Source organism: Thauera sp. DNT-1, from assembly GCF_055393985.1.
On sequence record NZ_AP043752.1, the window covers coordinates 1,601,196 to 1,617,503 of the forward strand.

The window sequence follows — 16,308 nt, forward strand, 5'->3', positions numbered from 1 at the left end:
CGACCTGCTTTTCCAGTCTAGGCCAGCCAGAAATATAAGCATTTGATTAATATCTACGGATCGGCAGATCACCGGGGCTCGACTCCCTCCGTGCCCGCCCTCGGAACTTCCTCACCGAAAGCACGGGAAGTCCTGTCAGAATGCCGGAAACATGCGCCAGACCCAGGAATTTCCACCGCTCAACATGTCCACGCCCAGCAATCCCTCCGAGATCGCCCGCGAAACCCTGCGCCAGCTCGCGCTGCGCCGGATTGCCCCCACGCCGGACAACTACCGCAAGCTCTATCACGAGATCGCCGGCACCCGGCCCGACGACGACGCCCTGCCCGAAGCCTTCGTGCGCAAACTCGCCCGCCGCCTGCCGCGCGACAGCGCCGAGCGCCAGCGCCACGGCCACCAGCTCGACCAAGCGCTCGCCGACGGTCGCGACAAGGCCGCCGAGGCCGCACTCGAGCGCTACCTCGACAGCCTCAAGCTGGGCGAACCGCAGGCCTGGAACGAGCTCATCGGCAACCTGCTGCGCCAGTGGGAGGCGCGTCAGACCGGCTGGACCCCGGCGCGCAAGCGCGAGGCCCTCGACCGCGTGCTGGGCGCAGCCGACCCGGCGGCGCTGTACACCCGCCTGCAGGGCCTGCTCAAGAGCTGGACGCAGGCCATGACCGATGCCGATGCGCTCGCCGTCGAGGTGCCCGACGCGGCAGACGAACCCGACGCCAGCGCTTCGCCCCGTGCCGACGCAAGCACCGCAAGGCCCGCCACGCCCGCGCGCACCGCCGCTGCCGCGCACCCCCCTGCCTCCACTCCAGGCGTCGACTCCGCCACCATCGACGCCCTGCGCGAGCTCGTCACCATCAGCCTGGGCGAGGCCCTGCCGCCGCTGCTGGAGGAACAACCGCCGCTGCGCGAGACCGCCGCCACGCTGTGCGCCGAAGCTGCCAGTCGCAGCGAGGCCGCTGGCCTGCGCGAGGTCGGCACGCGCCTGCGCGCCTTCGCACACGAGCTCGAGCTGGCCGCCGCCGACGAGGCCGAAATCCGCGCCGGCATGCTCGAGCTGCTGCGCATGCTGCTTCGCAACATCGACGAGCTGGTGCTCGACGATCGCTGGCTCGCCGGCCAGATCGAGATGCTGCGCGAGATCGTCGACAGCCGTCCCGACCCGCGCAAGATCGACGACGCCGGCCGCCGCCTCAAGGAACTCATCCACAAGCAGGGCCAGCTCAAGCACACCCTGGCCCAGTCCCAGCGCCACCTGCGCGACATGCTCGCCGGCTTCGTCGACCAGCTCGCGCGCTTCTCCGAATCGACCGGCGCCTACCACGACCGCATCGGCCAGTGCGCCCAGCGTATCGCCCAGGCCAACGACATCACCGAGATCGGCCCCCTGCTCGACGAGGTCATGACCGAGACTCGCAGCATCCAGGACGAGGCACGCCGCTCGCGCGACGAGCTCATCGTCGCCCGCGGCGAGGCCACGGCGGCGCAGGAGCGCGTCGTCACGCTGCAGAACGAGCTCGAGGAAGCCAGCCGCCTGATGCGCCACGACCAGCTCACCGGCGCGCTCAACCGCCGTGGCCTCGACGAGATGTTCCAGACCGAATCCGCGCGCGCCCAGCGTCGCGGCACGCGGCTCGCCGTCGCGCTGCTCGACATCGACCACTTCAAGAAGCTCAACGACAGCCTCGGCCACAAAGGTGGCGACGACGCCCTGGTACACCTCGCCAAGGTCGTGCGCCAGCACCTGCGCCCCCAGGACGTGCTCGCCCGCTATGGTGGCGAGGAGTTCGTCATCCTGCTGCCCGAGACCGGCGACACCGACGCCCAACAGGCGCTCGTGCGCCTGCAGCGCGAGCTCACCCGCGAATTCTTCATGGCCGAAATGCAGAAGATCGTGATCACCTTCAGCGCCGGCGTCACCCGCCTGGCCGAGGGCGAAAGCCTGGAGAGCGCGCTGAAGCGCGCCGACGGCGCGATGTATCAAGCCAAGCAGGCCGGCCGCAACCGCGTGATGGTCGCGCCGCTACACGACTGAAAGCGCTCCGGAGCACACGAAACCCGCCGGCTTCGCCAAGGGCGCCGAGCCCGTGGCGAAGCCGGCGCGGCGGCGTGCTCAGCCCGGCACCTTGCTCCCTTGAGGAGTGCGCAGGCGCGCGGCGGCAAGGCCGACGAGGCCCAGCCCGAGGAGCGCGAGCACGCCCGGCTCCGGCACGGTGGGCACCTCGTTGACGCCGATGCGGACGCGGTAGGCGCCATCGTTGTCGTCGTAGGCACCGGGCACGCCATCGAAGCCGAAGCCGTCCGGGATCCCCAGGAACAGCCTCGTGGCGCCGCTCGGCGCGATGAACTCCTGGAAAATCGAGGACGTGGTCACGCCGTTGCCGATATAGAAGATCTGCCCGAGCCCGGGGCTCAGTGTCGTGAAGTTGCGGCCCAGGCCGGTCGTGCTGAAGTCGAGGCGCGCGGGTGCGCCAGCGCTGGGGATGCTGTTGTCCAGGAAGACGCCGACGAGTGCCCCCTCGGGACCGAAGTAGCCACTGATGCCGCCGAAGGACGAGAGATCGCTGCAGCTCGACCCCGCGCAATCGGCGTTGTTGCCCTCGGGGCCATAGAACGGCGCACCGACCCCGTTGAAGTAGCTGATGCCGCCGATCGAGGGATCCGCGAGGCGGATGACGTCGCCCGCAGCCACGCCGAGGTATGGCGGGAAGGTCTCCTGGATCTCCTCGGGCGTCGCCCCCCCGTGGCGTTGCATGCCGGTGGGAGAGCTCCAAGGCGCAGACGCCAGCGGAATCGTGATGTCCGTTCTCCCCGCCAGGAAGATCGCGTCGCTGCCGCGAACCGTGACATCGAGCACGGCCGCCTCTGCCGTGCCGGAACCGAGCGCCGTGACCAGCGCCGCAGTTGCAAGGATCGATGCGCAAGCCTGCCTCATGATTCGCTCCTCCCCGGTATCCAACACTCCCCGAAAAGACTCAAGCAAGAACCGAACCAAACCGTAAGCCGCTGATTTATCGACGACTTCCGTCGACACCCGTCTCCGAGTGTAAAAAAGACCGACAGCGCCACACCCCGCCCCGACGAGCCGCGCAGGCAAGCCTGTTCCTAGGACGCGGCTTCCGCATGTTGGCACGCGGACACCGCCAGCGGCTGCGCCAGCACGACCCCGCGCGCACGCAGCGCCGCATCGACGAGCCCGAGCACCTCGTCGCGGCAGACCGGCTCGCGGTCGTGCTGCGGCACCCAGTACTTCACCCGATAGGTGATGCCCCCAGGGCCATAGGACACCAGCTGCACCTCGGGCGGCTTGTCCTCGGCGATGCTCGCCGCATGCGTCAGCGCCGCGCGCATCAGCTCCCGCGCCTCGGCCACCGGCAGCGCGACCGGCAGGGTGAGCTCGGCATGGTCGCGATATTCCTTCTTCGGCGCGCTGAAATTGGTGATCCGCTGCCGCGAGATCTGGCTGTTGGGCAGGATCACGTAGGTGCTGTCCCCGGTCACCAGCCGCGTCGTGCGCCAGCCGATCTCCTGCACCCGCCCCTGGGCCAGGTTTTCGATGCGCACCCAGTCGCCGATGCGGAACGGCGCCTCGATCCCGAGCGCGATCCCCGACAGCGTGTCGGCCACCACGTTGCGGATCGCGAAGCCCAGCACCGCCAGCACCAGGCCCGAGCCGGTCAGGATCCCCGACAGGTCCTGGCGGAACAGCAGCGACAGCCCGCCCAGCGCCGCCAGCGCGAACAGGAACACCCGCAGCAGGTCCAGCAGCACCTTGGGCACCGGCTTGCGCCCCTTGCGCCGCTGCGACAGCCGCGCCGACGCGAGCGCGTGCAGCAGATGCGCGCCGGTGAACAGGGCGAGCGCGAGCGCCGCATTGCGCACCGGATCGAGCCAGGCCTGCACGGCATGATCGGCCGGCAGCAACCCGAACGCCCGCTCGGCATACAGGAAGAACAACACCAGGAGGAGGAGACCGACGCCGGCATGCGAGCCGGCGCGGGAGTACAGCGCGCGAACCATGGCAGGACCTTCGAGACGAGAGGAAAAGACACTCCACCGACCCCGGCCTGCCGATCCGCGCCGGCAAGGCGCTATCGAGGCCGGGGCCAGGCATGTGCCTGGTCGATGCACAAGGCGAATCTCGCGCGGCCGCAGCAGCCCATCACATGGTCTCCGGAAGTTCCTGGGGGTGGGTGGCCAGGATGGCCAATCGTTTCTATATGGGGATCGATTCCGCGTTTTCAAACGCAGGGCCCCGCCTGCCTCACCCCTGCGCTTGCGACTTGTTCTGTCGCTCCTCACGCGCAGCTTTCTCTCGGGCGGCCTCGCGCTCCTCGTCCAGCTTCTTCTTGCCGTAAGCGATCGCCATCTTCATGGCCACGACCATCACCCCACCGATCAGCACGATATACAGCAACGAAGCTCGATTGCCGGGGTCCGCCTCCGTCACTGCCGTCTTCGCGCCTTCCTTCTTCTCCTGCTGCGCGGGCACCTGCACGCTCGCCATCCCCCCTTCCTGTCCGGCGCCCGCGGCCATGGCCGTGCCACTCGAAAGGAGGACACAGAAACCGATCGACACTGCCATGATCCAATTCATCGAAATCCTCATTCGTCGATCTCGTCACGCGCTGTCCACTTTTCCAGCGAGCGGCGCCTCGACACATCGATCTGTCGAGCCTCTGGTCATTGTACTGAAGAACCCCGCCGGGACTCGGCACCCGAACAGCCCACCGCGGTCGACGCGCCGCAAGAATCTCTCCACGGGGAATCCCCACGACGCCCAAGGCAGCAGCCCCACGAGGACACCGACCATGAACCCGCTCGTCCGCATCCAGCCCCGCAGCGCCGACCTCGGCGACGGCATGCTCGTCCGCCGCACCCTCCCCAATCGCCGGCAGCGCATGGTCGGGGCGTGGTGCTTCCTCGACCACGCAGGGCCGGTGCAGTTCGAGCCCGGCAAGGGCCTGCACGTCGGCGCGCATCCGCACATCGGCCTGCAGACCTTCACCTGGCTGATCGAGGGCGAGGTGCTGCACCGCGACAGCCTGGGCAACGAGCAGCTCATCCGCCCGGGACAGGTCAACCTGATGACCGCAGGCCACGGCATCGCCCATACCGAGGATTCGCTGCACGACGGCGTGCGGCTGCACGCCGCGCAGCTGTGGATCGCCCTGCCGCCGGAGCACCAGGATTGCGCCCCGGCCTTCGACCACTACCCCACGCTGCCGCAATGGCGCGAAGGCGGCGCCGAACTCACCCTGCTCGCCGGCCGCTACGGCCAACGGACCGCGCCGGCGCGCATCCACTCCGCGCTGGTCGGCATCGACATCGCCTGCGACGAGGCGAGCGCGCTCACGCTCGCGCTCGACCCCGGTTTCGAGTACGGGCTGATGGCGCTCGTGGGCGATCTGAAGATCGACGGCGAGACGATCCGTACAGACGAGCTCGCCTACCTCGGCAAAGGACGCGGCGAGCTGCACCTGGCCCTGCCCGCAGGCGCGCGGGTGCTGTTCCTGGGTGGCGAGCCGTTCGACGAACCGGTGCAGATGTGGTGGAACTTCGTCGGCTTCAGCAGAGCCGACATCGCGCAGGCGCAGGCCGCGTGGGAGCGCGGCGACGAGCGCTTCGGCGCGGTCGGTGACGGCCGGGCGCGACGCCTCGTGGCGCCGCCTCTGCCATGGCGGGGGCCGGGCGACACGCGCCTCCCCCACACCTGAGCGCAGTCGAGGTCGAAACCCGGACTCCGGTCCGAGCGGTCGGCAAGCACCGCCCCCAGCCAGCCCTCGAGCCGGGCAGCCTGCGCGCGGTCCGCGCGCGTACGAATGCTGTCGAGTCTGCGACGCACGTCACCGACGATCCGGACCGACCAATGGAACATCGGATCGGCCGATCGCACTCGACCCCGTCGGGCGAGACGCCCGGGCAAGCGCGCATCGGAGTCCGCCTCGCCGCTCAGCGCTGGCCGGCGGCCTCTGCCCGGCCCGCCTGGCGCGCGGCCTCCTCACGACGCGCCGCCTCGATCACCTGCATCACCTCATCGACATCGGCGTGCCCGGCCTCCACCTCGAAGACCCCGGTGAGCGCGCTCTCGGGCTGCAGCTTGCCCGACTCGTACAAGGCCCAGATCTCCTTGCCATACGCGGTGTCGAGCAGGTCGGGGGCGAACTGCCCGAAGTAGGCGGCGAGGTTGCCGACATCGCGCTCGAGCATGGCGCGGGCGTTGTTGTTGGCCGCCGCATCCACCGCCTGCGGCAGGTCGATGATCACCGGCCCGTCGCGATCGACCAGCACGTTGTATTCCGACAGATCCCCATGGACGATGCCGGCGCACAGCATGCGCACGACCTGGCGCACCAGATCGGCATGGAAGCGCCGCGCATCCGCCTCGTCGAGCACCACATCGTTGAGCCGCGGCGCCGGCTCGCCGTCCTCGTCGGCCACCAGCTCCATCAGCAGCACGCCCTCGTGGAAGTCGTAGGGCACGGGCACGCGCACCCCGGCCGCGGCGAGCCGCCGCAGCGCGTCGACCTCGGCGTGCTGCCACGCCGCCTCCTGCTCCTGGCGGCCGTAGCGCGAGCCCTTGGCCATCGCGCGCGCCTGACGGCTGTTCTTGACCTTGCGCCCCTCGGTGTAGTCGGCCGCCTTGTGGAAGCCGCGCTTGTTGGCCTCCTTGTACACCTTGGCGCAGCGCAGCTCGTCGCCGCACTGCACGACATAGACCATGGCCTCCTTGCCGCTCATGAGCTGGCGCAGGACGTGGTCGACGAGGCCGTCGGCCACCAGCGGTTCAATTCTGCTCGGGGTCTTCACGTGTTCGGGGTGCTCCGCGGGGTGTCGGGGTCCGTTGCCGCGCCCGGCCGGGCGGCCGCACGCAGGGTATCGAGATACAGCGCCTCCACCTGCTCGCGCGCCCACGGCGTGCGACGCAGGAACTTGAGGCTCGAGGCGATGCTCGGTTCGTGGTTGAAGCAGCGGATGTCGATCCGCCGCCCCAGGCCCGCCCAGCCGAAGCAGGCGACCAGGTCGGTCACGATCCGTTCGAGCGTCAGGCCATGGAGCGGATTCTTGGGTTGTGCTGCGGTCATCGGGTCTTCTCGCGTCGAGACTGACGGTTGTGCGGATCGCTTGCTGCAGGGGGAGTGACTGATACTCCGCGCTGGCGCGCGTTGTCAATCCGGGGTGTAACGGGCGGCAGAAGGCTGAAATGGGTCTGCGTGGTCATGTGTCGTTTTGCCCGTTGATGCTCGGGTCGCTCAGTAATACTGCCGGATATAACTGAACGCCTTCTCGAACAGCTCCTCGTCCGCGTGCAGCTTGTACTTGAACAAGGCCTTCCGCAGCGCCTTCTTCACCTCCCGTTCCCCCGCCTGCGTCCCCTGCCATCCCGGGAAGCGCACCAGGCGCACGATCTCGTCGATGTCCGTCACCACGCGCTCGACGATGATCGGCGTCTCGGGGGTCTTCACCTCGTTGAATAGCGCGGTCAGCGCGGCCTTGCCGCGGTCCTCGTCTTCCTCGGGAGGGGTCTCCCTTTCAGCCTGCAGGGTTTCCTTGGCGATCTGCAGCAGCTGCTTGAGGAAGTCGACGCTGTTGATCTGGCCGGACTCGAAGCGCTCCTTGAGCGCATCCAGCCGCTCGGATAGATCCTTGAACTTCGGATTGCCCTGGTGCTTGCGCAGCCGGCGGTTGAGCTTGATCTCGAGTTCCTTCGCCTTCTTCGGGTCAGGGTTCGACAGCACGGCCTCGAGCAGGTCGGCGTCGAGCACCAAGGTGTCGAGGTCGTCGCGGATGGCGTCGACATGCACGTTCTGGTGGATCAGCTCGATGGTCTTGGCGCCGAGCGAATGCCAGATCAGCTTGCCGTGGCCGCTCGACGGCTGCACCGACTGGTAGATCTGCGACAGCCACTTGTAGTCGGTCTCGTACTGTCCAAGCAGCGGGTCGGGCGACAGTGCTTCCCAGATGCGCGCGAGCACGCTGTATTCCGCGGCGAAGGCGTCGCGGGTGTCGTTGTTCGGCAGGCACTGCTGGGCGGCGATCAAGCCTTCGTAGCCTTGCTGGCTGCGGTCGACGCCGGGGAAAAAGGCGAGGCATTTCTGCATTGCCTCGGGCAGCTTGTCCTTCAGCTCCTGGATGTTGCTGATGACCTGCTTCACGCTCTGGTCGTCGAACTCCAGGGCGGCAGCCACGTCGTCGAAGATGCCCAGGTAATCGACGACGAGGCCGTGCGTCTTCTGCTCGGAATAGGTACGGTTCACCCGGCAGATCGCCTGCAGCAGCGTGTGGTCGCGCAGCGGCTTGTCGAGGTAAATCGCCTGCAGGATGGGGGCGTCGAAGCCGGTGAGCAGCTTGGCGGTGACGATGATCAGCTTGAGCGGGTCGGCCGGGTCGCGGAAGCGGTCGAGCAGGCGCTCTTCCTCGTCGCGGCTGCGGTCGTAGCGGGCGTATTCGGGACGCTCCTTGCGGTCGCCCGGCTGCACCGACATGACGATGTCGGTCGCCTCGGCCGGCAGCAGCTTGTCGAGCTCGGCCTTGAACAGCAGGCAGGACTCGCGATCGAAGGTGACGACCTGGCCCTTGAAGCCGTTGGGCTCGACCTTGCTCTGGTAGTGCTGGACGATGTCCTCGCAGATGCGGCGGATGCGCTCGGGCGTCTTCACCAGCACCGCCATCTTGGCGGCGGTCTTGGCGAGGTTGTCGCGGTCGAGGTCGGACAGGCCGCCGGTCAGGTCCTTGTAGGCCTCGTCGATCGCGGCCTTGTCGATGTGCAGGTCCACCAGCCGCGGCTCGAAGTGCAGCCGCAGCGTGGCGCCGTCGCGGATCGACTCCTCGAAGCCGTAGCGGCTCAGGTAGCCCTTCTCGTCCTCGTCGGCACCGAAGGCGTAGAAGGTGTTGCGGTCGGCGCGGTTGATCGGCGTGCCGGTGAGGCCGAACAGGAAGGCGTTGGGCAGCGCCTCGCGCATCTTGCGGCCGAGGTCGCCTTCCTGGGTGCGGTGCGCCTCGTCGACCAGGGCGATGATGTTGCTGCGCTCGTTCAGCGCCCCGGCTTTCCCGTTTGGCGTCTCGCCGAACTTGAAGATCGTCGTGATGATGATCTTGCGCACGTCCTGCGCCAGCAGTTGCTGCAGCTTCTCGCGCGAGTCGGCCTTTTCCAGGTTGGGGATGTCGGCGCCGGTGAAGGTGCCGGTGATCTGGGTATCAAGGTCGATGCGGTCCACCACGATCAGCACCGTGGGGTTCTTCAGCCGCGGGTGCATGCGCAGCTTCTGCGCCGCGAACACCATCAGCAGGGACTTGCCCGAACCCTGGAAGTGCCAGATCAGGCCCTTCTTCGGCTGGCCCGCCAGCACGCGCTCGACGATCTTGTTGGCCGCCTCGTATTGCTGGTAGCGGCAGATGATCTTGATGCGGCGCTTCTTCTTGTCGGTGGCGAACAGCGTGAAGCTGGCGAGGATGTCGAGCACCACCTGCGGACGCAGCATGCTCTCCACCGACTGTCGCAGCGACTTCAGCGGATGCGTCTGGCCGCGTGTATCGTCCGCTCCGCCATCGAGGTTCCACGGCCCCCAGTCCTTCACCGGCAGGCCGATCGAGCCGTAGCGGAACTCCTTGCCCTCGGTCGCCACCGAGAACACGTTGCAGACGAACAGCTCGGGGACGAACTTCTCGTAGTCCTCATGCACCTGCAGCGCGCCGTCGACCCAGCTGATGCACTTCTTCACTGGCGTCTTGGCCTCGATCAGCACCAGCGGCAGGCCATTGACCAGCAGCACCAGGTCGGCGCGGCGCTCGGCGGGGCCAGCGCGGAAGGTGAATTGACGGGTGAGGACGAAGTCGTTGCGCGCCGGGTCGTCGAAGTCGATCAGCCGCACCGGCACATGCGCGTTGTTCGGCCCGAAGGGCATCGACCGCTCGCCCCGCATCCAGGCGGCCATTTCCTCGTTGGCGCGGATCAGCCCGTCGGAACGCACCGACAGCACGATGGCACGCAGCTTGTAGAGGACTTCGTCGGCGAGGTCCGGCTGGGCGGCGATTTCGGGGTTGAGGCGGATGAGGGCGTCGCGCAGCCAGGGTTCGACGAGGAGCTCATGCGGCTGGCGGGGGATGTCGGCGGGGGCTGCGAAGTGCCAACCAGTGCGCCTTGGCTTGCGGAGGTAGTTGGGAGAGGGCTCTTCGGCCTTATTAGCGAGGGGGTTGCCTAAGTCCGCCAGGAGGTCGGACAGGTAGGCCTCGACGGTGTTGGATTCAGTGAACATCTAACCTCCATCCAGCGCCGTTGCCGCAGCTTTTCTCGCAAAACTACGCGCCGTCTCGAGTCGTTCCAACTGCGCATTCATAGCTTTCCTGAGCGTACCCAGAGTTGCCAGAAACACTCGCTGGTCCTCAAGCGGTGGCACCCTCAGTGGCATATTGAGCAGATTGGCGCGATTTATCTTCTTCATGCTCGCGCTCGTTCCTGCAGCAATCCTCATGAGATATTCCCGTGCGGGAGTCGCTTGCATCAATGCTTCGAGGTAGCGAGGATCGATCAGGAAAGGGTTCGGCTTCAACCGCATCATTGTGTCGGGGAAAGAAACGTCATTTCGTTCGTCAGTGAAGATCCCCACGTATCCGACACGATCTGCTGTATTCGATCGAGATATCAGGAGGTCGCCGACAGCAAGCCTCGCAGCGAGCATTCTGCTGGTCGGCTCAACTGATTTGAAGTCTCCCGACACGTATCCGGTGCGGGACAATGATGCCAAGCCCAACACAAAGTGGCCGGTAACTGCGTCCCGCGGTGGCGCACTGCATCCACTCTCTGGAGACTGAAGCAACAGGCCGCTCAATAGGCAACTCTCTGACTTGCCGGGCCCTGCTCTGCCAACCAGAGTGTCTTTGTACGCTTGGAGGACATGCCTTGCGGCGTTAAGTGCATCTTCCGAACGCCGGGTACTTTCCGCGCACGCGTTGAGTAATTCAACTATTGCACCCTGAGCATCAAGTGGTGGTAGAGCAAAGTCCTGTACCGCTAAAGTCCTCCAGTTGATCGTCGGCGACAGCGACCCAACCGAGATCTCCACCGCCCGATTCATGAACACGTCGCTCTGCATGAAAAACGGCAGGAACTCCGGCAACACGACCTCTGGCTTCGCCCGCAGCACCATGGCATGCGCCGAACAGATACCGTCGAACTCCGCTACCCCGAGCTTGCGCTGATACGCCCGGCGGCGTCCGAAAATGATGTCGCCCTTGCGGAAGACGAGCTTGGTCGCCTCGACGTCGTCCGGACTGCCCCAGCGCCGGATCTTCAGCGAATCGGAATCGAGGTGCTCGAGGCCGACGTAATGCTCCATGCCGGATTCGGAAGGGTTGTCGACCCGCTCGTTGACGTTGGTGGCGATCTGGTCAAAGCGCCACACCTTCCAGCCGGGCTTCAGTTGCTTCTCAGCCATTGTTCCTGTCCTCCGCGCCGGCGGCGACATAGGCCTGGTGCGGGTGTTTAGCGCTTTCGGGGTAGCGAAAGCGCAGCTGCCCCTCTCGCACCATTGGAATCAGGTGCTTGTTGCGCAAGTAGTGCCGGTCTTTGTTCAGAAAACTTGCAAGCTGGTCCACGCCCAAAGCCTGCCATGCGCACAGGCGCACAATGCCTCCACGCAAGGCTTCCGTGCTGACGCGGCCCTGTAGGGTTGCAAGCAAGGTTGCAAGCTCGAGAGGCAAGGTTGCATGCTTTGGGTTGCAAGCCTCCCCTGCTGGCGCACTTGAGCTTGGGGGGATTGCAAGCGGCGTGGGGATTGTTGGGCTGGCCAGTTCGTAATACGTGTGGCTGCCGCCTCCATGTTTTTCCAGCAAACCCTTGTCTCGCAGGCGGCGCAGCACGCGGCTGGCGGTCAGCGTGTCCAGCCCGCTGAAGTCGCGGCACGCCGTGTTGTCCACCGCACCGGTGGCGCGAGCGTAAATCAGCACCTTGGTTTCGTCGGCATCCAGCGGCTCGCTGCTCAGCGAGCGCAGCCAGGCATGGTCGTCCTCGGTGAGCAGGTTGTGCAGGAAGAGCGTGACGCGGAACTCGTCCGACTCGCGGCTGGAGTGAAACTCGGGCAGCGTGAGCCCGGCCTCGGCAGCCAGGCGGCGCATGCTGCGGATGCCGGTGCCTTTGGCTTCGGCCAGGTTCAGGTCGTGGAGCACGGCAGCCAGGGTGGGGTTGCGCAGCCGTGAGCCTGGAATGCCCAGCTCGGCCACGGGCTTGAGCGAATGACCGACGTTGCGGATCTCGATGCGGTTGCTGTAGCGGATGATCTGGATCGGGCTGTGCTGCGTGTAGCTGCGGTGCATCACCGCATTGGCCAGCGCCTCGCGGATCACCTTACGCGGGACAATCGGCTCCTGGACGCTGTGCAGTTCGCCCTCGGGCAGGTGGAAACCCTTGGGCAGCTCGTCGATGATGCTGGCTTCGGCCAGGGGCAGCGCCAGCAGCAGCGGCTTGCGGATCTCGATGGACTGGAAGCGCTCGTGCGGGTCTTCCATCCACTCGATGCCAGGCACGCGGATGTAGTCGATCTTGACCATCGGCAGCATGCGGCGCAGCGCCATCGGTTTGCCGAACAGCAGAATGCCGGCCAACGTGGGGCGCGGCTCGCCATCGACGCGACGCACCGCGCCGAGCGCCTTGAGCAGATCGTCGTCGCTGTAACCGAGCTCCTCAGCGCTGGCGTTCAAGCGGCTGCGCACGCGGCGGTATTCGGCCAGCGCGGCGGGGTCGAAATCGTCCAGGCGTGCATCGGTAAGAATGCTCTGGTCCGGCCCCTTCTGCGGCCGGGTGTCGCCGCGCAGCACCCAAAGATCCTCGTCCGTGCAGCGCTGGTCGGTCGAGCCGATGCGGCGGAAGGCTCCGCGCGGCAGGCCAGTGGCCTTGAGATAGACCGGCTTGTGCCCGCTATCCACCTCGGCCACATACACCACGACCAGGGTCTTGCCGTCGATGCGTTCGACGCTGATCTCCGGACGCAATGGAAAACTGAGCATGCTCGCGCATTGCGAAGCCAGGTCCTGCTGCAGCTTGTCGGGGTCGGGCACGCCCTCGGGGCGATAAACGGTGTCGCCCTTGTCGTTGATCGACCAATCGACGCCGAGCAGCAAGTGGCCGCCGTCCATGCCGGGCTCGTTGGCAAAGGCGATCACGGTCTCCAGCACCGACTTGCCGACCTCCCGCGCACGCTTGGCCTCGATGCGCGGCGACTCGTCGCTGGCGTTGAGCTCGTCGAGCAGTTCCTGTGCGCTACGCATCGCTTGCCTCCTTCGCCACGCCGAGCCCGTCCAGCGTCTCGACCAGCGCATCCATCTGCTGCCAGAACGCCCGCCCGCTCTCCTGCCAGGCGTCCCAGGCCTCGGCGAGGCTGGCCGGCTGGTCGCCGCCGGCCGCCGCGGCGGCGGCACTGGCCGACGGGCGCTTCACGTACAGCGGAATCGACAGATTGCCGGCGTTCTTGTGCAGTTCGGCGAGCGTCGCCACCCGGGCAAAGCCGGGCGCGTCGGCGAAGGCCTTGAAGGCACCGAGGATGCGCTGCTGGTGCTCGGGCTTGAGGAAGCTCTGCGCGCGCTCGCGCGTGACCTCGCCCACCGCGTCGATGAACAGCACCCTGCCCTGGCGTTCGGCCGGCTTGCGCCGGTTGCAGATCAGGATGCAGGACTCCATGGGGGAGTTGTAGAACAGGTTGGGACCGAGGCCGACGACCGCCTCCACCCAGTCCTGCTCGATCATCTTGCTGCGCATGGCCTGTTCCTCGTTGCGGAACAGCACGCCGTGCGGCCACAGGATGGCGCAGCGACCGCGGTCGGACAGGCTGCCGAGGATGTGCTGCTGGAAGGCGTAGTCCGCCCGCCCCTGCGGCGGGGTGCCGAGGAAGTTGCGGCCCCACTTGTCCTGCGTCCACGCCTCGCGGTCCCACTGTTTGACGGAGTACGGCGGGTTGGCGAGGATGACGTCGAAGCGGCGCAGCCGGTCACCTTCGATGTGGCGCGGCTCGGCGAGGGTGTCGCCGCGGATGATCTGAAAGTCCTCGACGCCGTGCAGGAAGAGGTTCATGCGCGCGATCGACGAGGTGATGAGATTGCGTTCCTGACCGTAGAGCTTGAGCGTGCGGTATTCGCCGCCCGAGCGCTTCACCTCGTCCAGCGCGGAGATCAGCATGCCGCCGGTGCCGCAGGTGGGGTCGTAGATGGACTCGCCCGCCTGCGGGGCGAGAAGCTGCGTCATCAGGTGGACGACGGTGCGGTTGGTGTAGAACTCGGCCGCGGTGTGGCCGGAGTCGTCGGCGAACTTCTTGATGAGGTATTCGTAGGCGTTGCCGAGCTCGTCCTCGGGCACGTTGGCGACCGAGAGCGTCTGCGTGGAGAAGTGCTCGATAAGGTTCTTGAGCGTTTCGTCGGGCAGGCGCTCGCGATTGGTCCACGGCGCGTCGCCGAAAATGCCGTCGAGCAGGTCCGGGTTGGCAGACTCGATCGCCCGCATCGCCTGCTGGATGGCGGCGCCGACGTTGCGCGGCGTCTGGCGCACGTCGTTCCAGTGCGCGCCCGCGGGGATCTGGAAGCGATGGTTCTCGGCGAATTTGGCATAGGACAGGTCGCCATCGGACTCGGCCAGCGCGACCTCGTACTCCTCGTCCCAGACGTCGGAGACCCGCTTGAAGAACAGCAGCGGGAAGATGAACTGCTTGTAGTCGCCGGCGTCGATCAGCCCGCGCAGCAACACGGCCGCGCCCCAGAGGTAGCTTTCGAGTTCTTGCTGGGTGATGCGCCTGCTCATTTCAGCCAGCCCCCTTCCGCCATGACCTGGGCGAGGCGCTCTTCGGCCTCGCGGCAGCGCTGGAGCGCGTCCTTGAAGGCGGCGATCGCCTCGGGCAGCGGCGGGATGTCTTCCTGCAGCGGCGGCAGCACGTAGCGCGAGATGTTGAGTGTCCAGTCCTCGGCCTCGATCTCGTCGAGCGCGACGACCCTCACCGCGTCCTGCACGTCCTGGAAGTCGCGATACCAGCCGAGGATCTGCGCGGCGTGCTCGGCCTCTAGATAGTTCTGCGCCCTACCCCGCCGGAAGAGGCGAGAGGCGTCGGCGACCAACACCTTGCGCCGGCGCGCGGCCGGCTTCTTCTTGCGCAGCACCAGGATGCACGCGGCCAGACCGGTTCCATAGAACAGGTTGGGCGCCAGGCCGATCACCGCTTCGATGAGGTCGAGCTCGAGCAGCTTCTGGCGGATGCCGCCCTCGGCGCCTTTGCGGAACAGCGCACCTTGCGGCAGCACGACCGCCATGCGGCCGGTGCCGTCGGCCATGGACTTGACCATGTGCTGCACCCAGGCGAAGTCGCCGCTCGACGAGGGCGGCAGGCCGGCGAAGTTGCGGCCGAAGGGGTCGTTGAGCCACAGATCCTCGCCCCATTTCTCCAACGAGAACGGCGGGTTGGCAATGACGCAGTCGAAGGCGGACAGGCGGTCGCCGTCGAAGAAGGCCGGGTTGCGCAGCGTGTCGCCGCGAACGATCTTGAAGTCCTCGATGCCGTGCAGGAAGAGGTTCATCCGCGCGATGGACGAGGTGGTGAGGTTTTTCTCCTGCCCGTAGAGCTTGCCCCACAGGCGCTTCACGTCGCCGTGCATCTCCTGCACGTGCTGCACCGCGGCCAGCAGCATGCCGCCGGTGCCGCAGGCGGGGTCGTAGATGGTCTCGCCTTCGCGCGGGTCGAGCATGTCGATCATCAGCCGCACCACGCTGCGCGGCGTATAGAACTCGCCGGCCTTCTTGTTGGTGGCGTCGGCGAACTTCTTGATCAGGTATTCGTATGCGTCGCCGAGCAGGTCGGACGTGACGTTGCCGTTGCCGAGCGGCAGCTTCGAGAAGTGCTCGATGAGATCCTTGAGCAGCGCATCGGACAGGCGCTCCTTGTTCGACCACTGGGCATCGCCGAACACGCCATAGAGCGTGTCGGGGTTGGCCTTCTCGATCTCGCGCATCGCGTGCTGCAGCGCCGCGCCGACGTTGGCAGCCTTGGCGCGGACGTCGTTCCAGTGGCAATCGTCGGGGATCTGGAAGCGGTGCGACTCGGGGAACCACGCGAGCTGCTCGTCGCCGGTCTCGTCGACGATCTCCTGGTATTCCTCGTCCCAGACGTCGCAGATGCGCTTGAAGAAGAGCAGCGGAAAGATGTAGGTCTTGAAATCGGCCGCGTCGACCGGCCCGCGGAGGATGTTGGCCGACTCCCAGAGGTGCGATTCGAGCTGGGCGAGCGTGATGCTGGGTTGATGCAAGGCGCGTACTCGCAGGTGGAAAACTGGGCTGGATTATCG

The 16,308-nt window shown here is 66.6% G+C and carries 12 protein-coding genes; 2 read left to right on the plus strand and 10 right to left on the minus strand.

All coding sequences use genetic code 11. The features are described 5' to 3' along the window. Positions 1-151 precede the first annotated feature (151 nt). Complete coding sequence (locus tag ACZ5PP_RS07475; RefSeq protein ID WP_083768704.1) at positions 152-2,029, plus strand: GGDEF domain-containing protein; 1,878 nt, start codon at positions 152-154, stop codon at positions 2,027-2,029. A gap of 78 nt (positions 2,030-2,107) precedes the next feature. On the opposite strand, the gene ACZ5PP_RS07480 is transcribed toward ACZ5PP_RS07475, so the two are convergent. The 3 genes from ACZ5PP_RS07480 to ACZ5PP_RS07490 all read right to left on the minus strand — a co-directional run bounded on the left by ACZ5PP_RS07480 (position 2,108) and on the right by ACZ5PP_RS07490 (position 4,603). Beyond that, positions 2,108-3,028, minus strand: a complete 921-nt coding sequence (locus tag ACZ5PP_RS07480) for a PEP-CTERM sorting domain-containing protein (protein WP_231570781.1) — start codon at positions 3,026-3,028, stop codon at positions 2,108-2,110. A gap of 71 nt (positions 3,029-3,099) precedes the next feature. Further along, positions 3,100-4,014 (minus strand): mechanosensitive ion channel family protein, encoded by a 915-nt coding sequence (locus ACZ5PP_RS07485; protein WP_004298158.1) that lies wholly within the window; start codon positions 4,012-4,014, stop codon positions 3,100-3,102. 244 nt (positions 4,015-4,258) lie between these two features. Continuing rightward, complete coding sequence (locus ACZ5PP_RS07490; RefSeq protein WP_144312176.1) at positions 4,259-4,603, minus strand: hypothetical protein; 345 nt, start codon at positions 4,601-4,603, stop codon at positions 4,259-4,261. A gap of 202 nt (positions 4,604-4,805) precedes the next feature. On the opposite strand from ACZ5PP_RS07490, the gene ACZ5PP_RS07495 reads away from it, so the two are divergent. Beyond that, complete coding sequence (locus tag ACZ5PP_RS07495; protein WP_012585827.1) at positions 4,806-5,711, plus strand: pirin family protein; 906 nt, start codon at positions 4,806-4,808, stop codon at positions 5,709-5,711. Between the two features lie 235 nt (positions 5,712-5,946). Here ACZ5PP_RS07495 and ACZ5PP_RS07500 read toward each other — a convergent pair whose 3' ends face one another. The 7 genes from ACZ5PP_RS07500 to ACZ5PP_RS07530 all read right to left on the minus strand — a co-directional run bounded on the left by ACZ5PP_RS07500 (position 5,947) and on the right by ACZ5PP_RS07530 (position 16,269). Continuing rightward, entirely contained in the window at positions 5,947-6,804 is an 858-nt protein-coding gene (locus tag ACZ5PP_RS07500) for a PA4780 family RIO1-like protein kinase (protein ID WP_273422550.1), read from the minus strand. After that, the gene (locus tag ACZ5PP_RS07505; RefSeq protein WP_004298167.1) at positions 6,801-7,079 is read right to left on the minus strand and encodes a VF530 family protein; all 279 of its coding nucleotides are present in this window, start codon (positions 7,077-7,079) and stop codon (positions 6,801-6,803) included. Before ACZ5PP_RS07505 ends, ACZ5PP_RS07500 begins: the two co-directional genes overlap by 4 nt. Positions 7,080-7,247: 168 nt before the next feature. Then, positions 7,248-10,250: a type I restriction endonuclease subunit R gene (locus tag ACZ5PP_RS07510; protein WP_464826926.1), complete on the minus strand. Its 3,003-nt coding sequence runs from the start codon at positions 10,248-10,250 to the stop codon at positions 7,248-7,250. Continuing rightward, on the minus strand, positions 10,251-11,429 hold the full coding sequence (locus ACZ5PP_RS07515; protein WP_464826927.1) for a restriction endonuclease subunit S: 1,179 nt from the start codon (positions 11,427-11,429) through the stop codon (positions 10,251-10,253). Next, a complete protein-coding gene (locus tag ACZ5PP_RS07520) occupies positions 11,422-13,308 on the minus strand; it encodes an ATP-binding protein (RefSeq protein ID WP_464826928.1) in 1,887 nt (628 codons plus the stop codon). Before ACZ5PP_RS07520 ends, ACZ5PP_RS07515 begins: the two co-directional genes overlap by 8 nt. Continuing rightward, positions 13,250-14,776: a type I restriction-modification system subunit M gene (locus ACZ5PP_RS07525; RefSeq protein WP_464826929.1), complete on the minus strand. Its 1,527-nt coding sequence runs from the start codon at positions 14,774-14,776 to the stop codon at positions 13,250-13,252. The genes ACZ5PP_RS07520 and ACZ5PP_RS07525 overlap by 59 nt, the downstream gene beginning before the upstream one ends. Continuing rightward, positions 14,773-16,269 carry a type I restriction-modification system subunit M gene (locus ACZ5PP_RS07530; RefSeq protein ID WP_004298176.1) on the minus strand — a complete coding sequence of 499 codons (1,497 nt, stop codon included), beginning with the start codon at positions 16,267-16,269 and terminating at the stop codon, positions 14,773-14,775. Before ACZ5PP_RS07530 ends, ACZ5PP_RS07525 begins: the two co-directional genes overlap by 4 nt. Between the last annotated feature and the right edge of the window lie 39 nt (positions 16,270-16,308).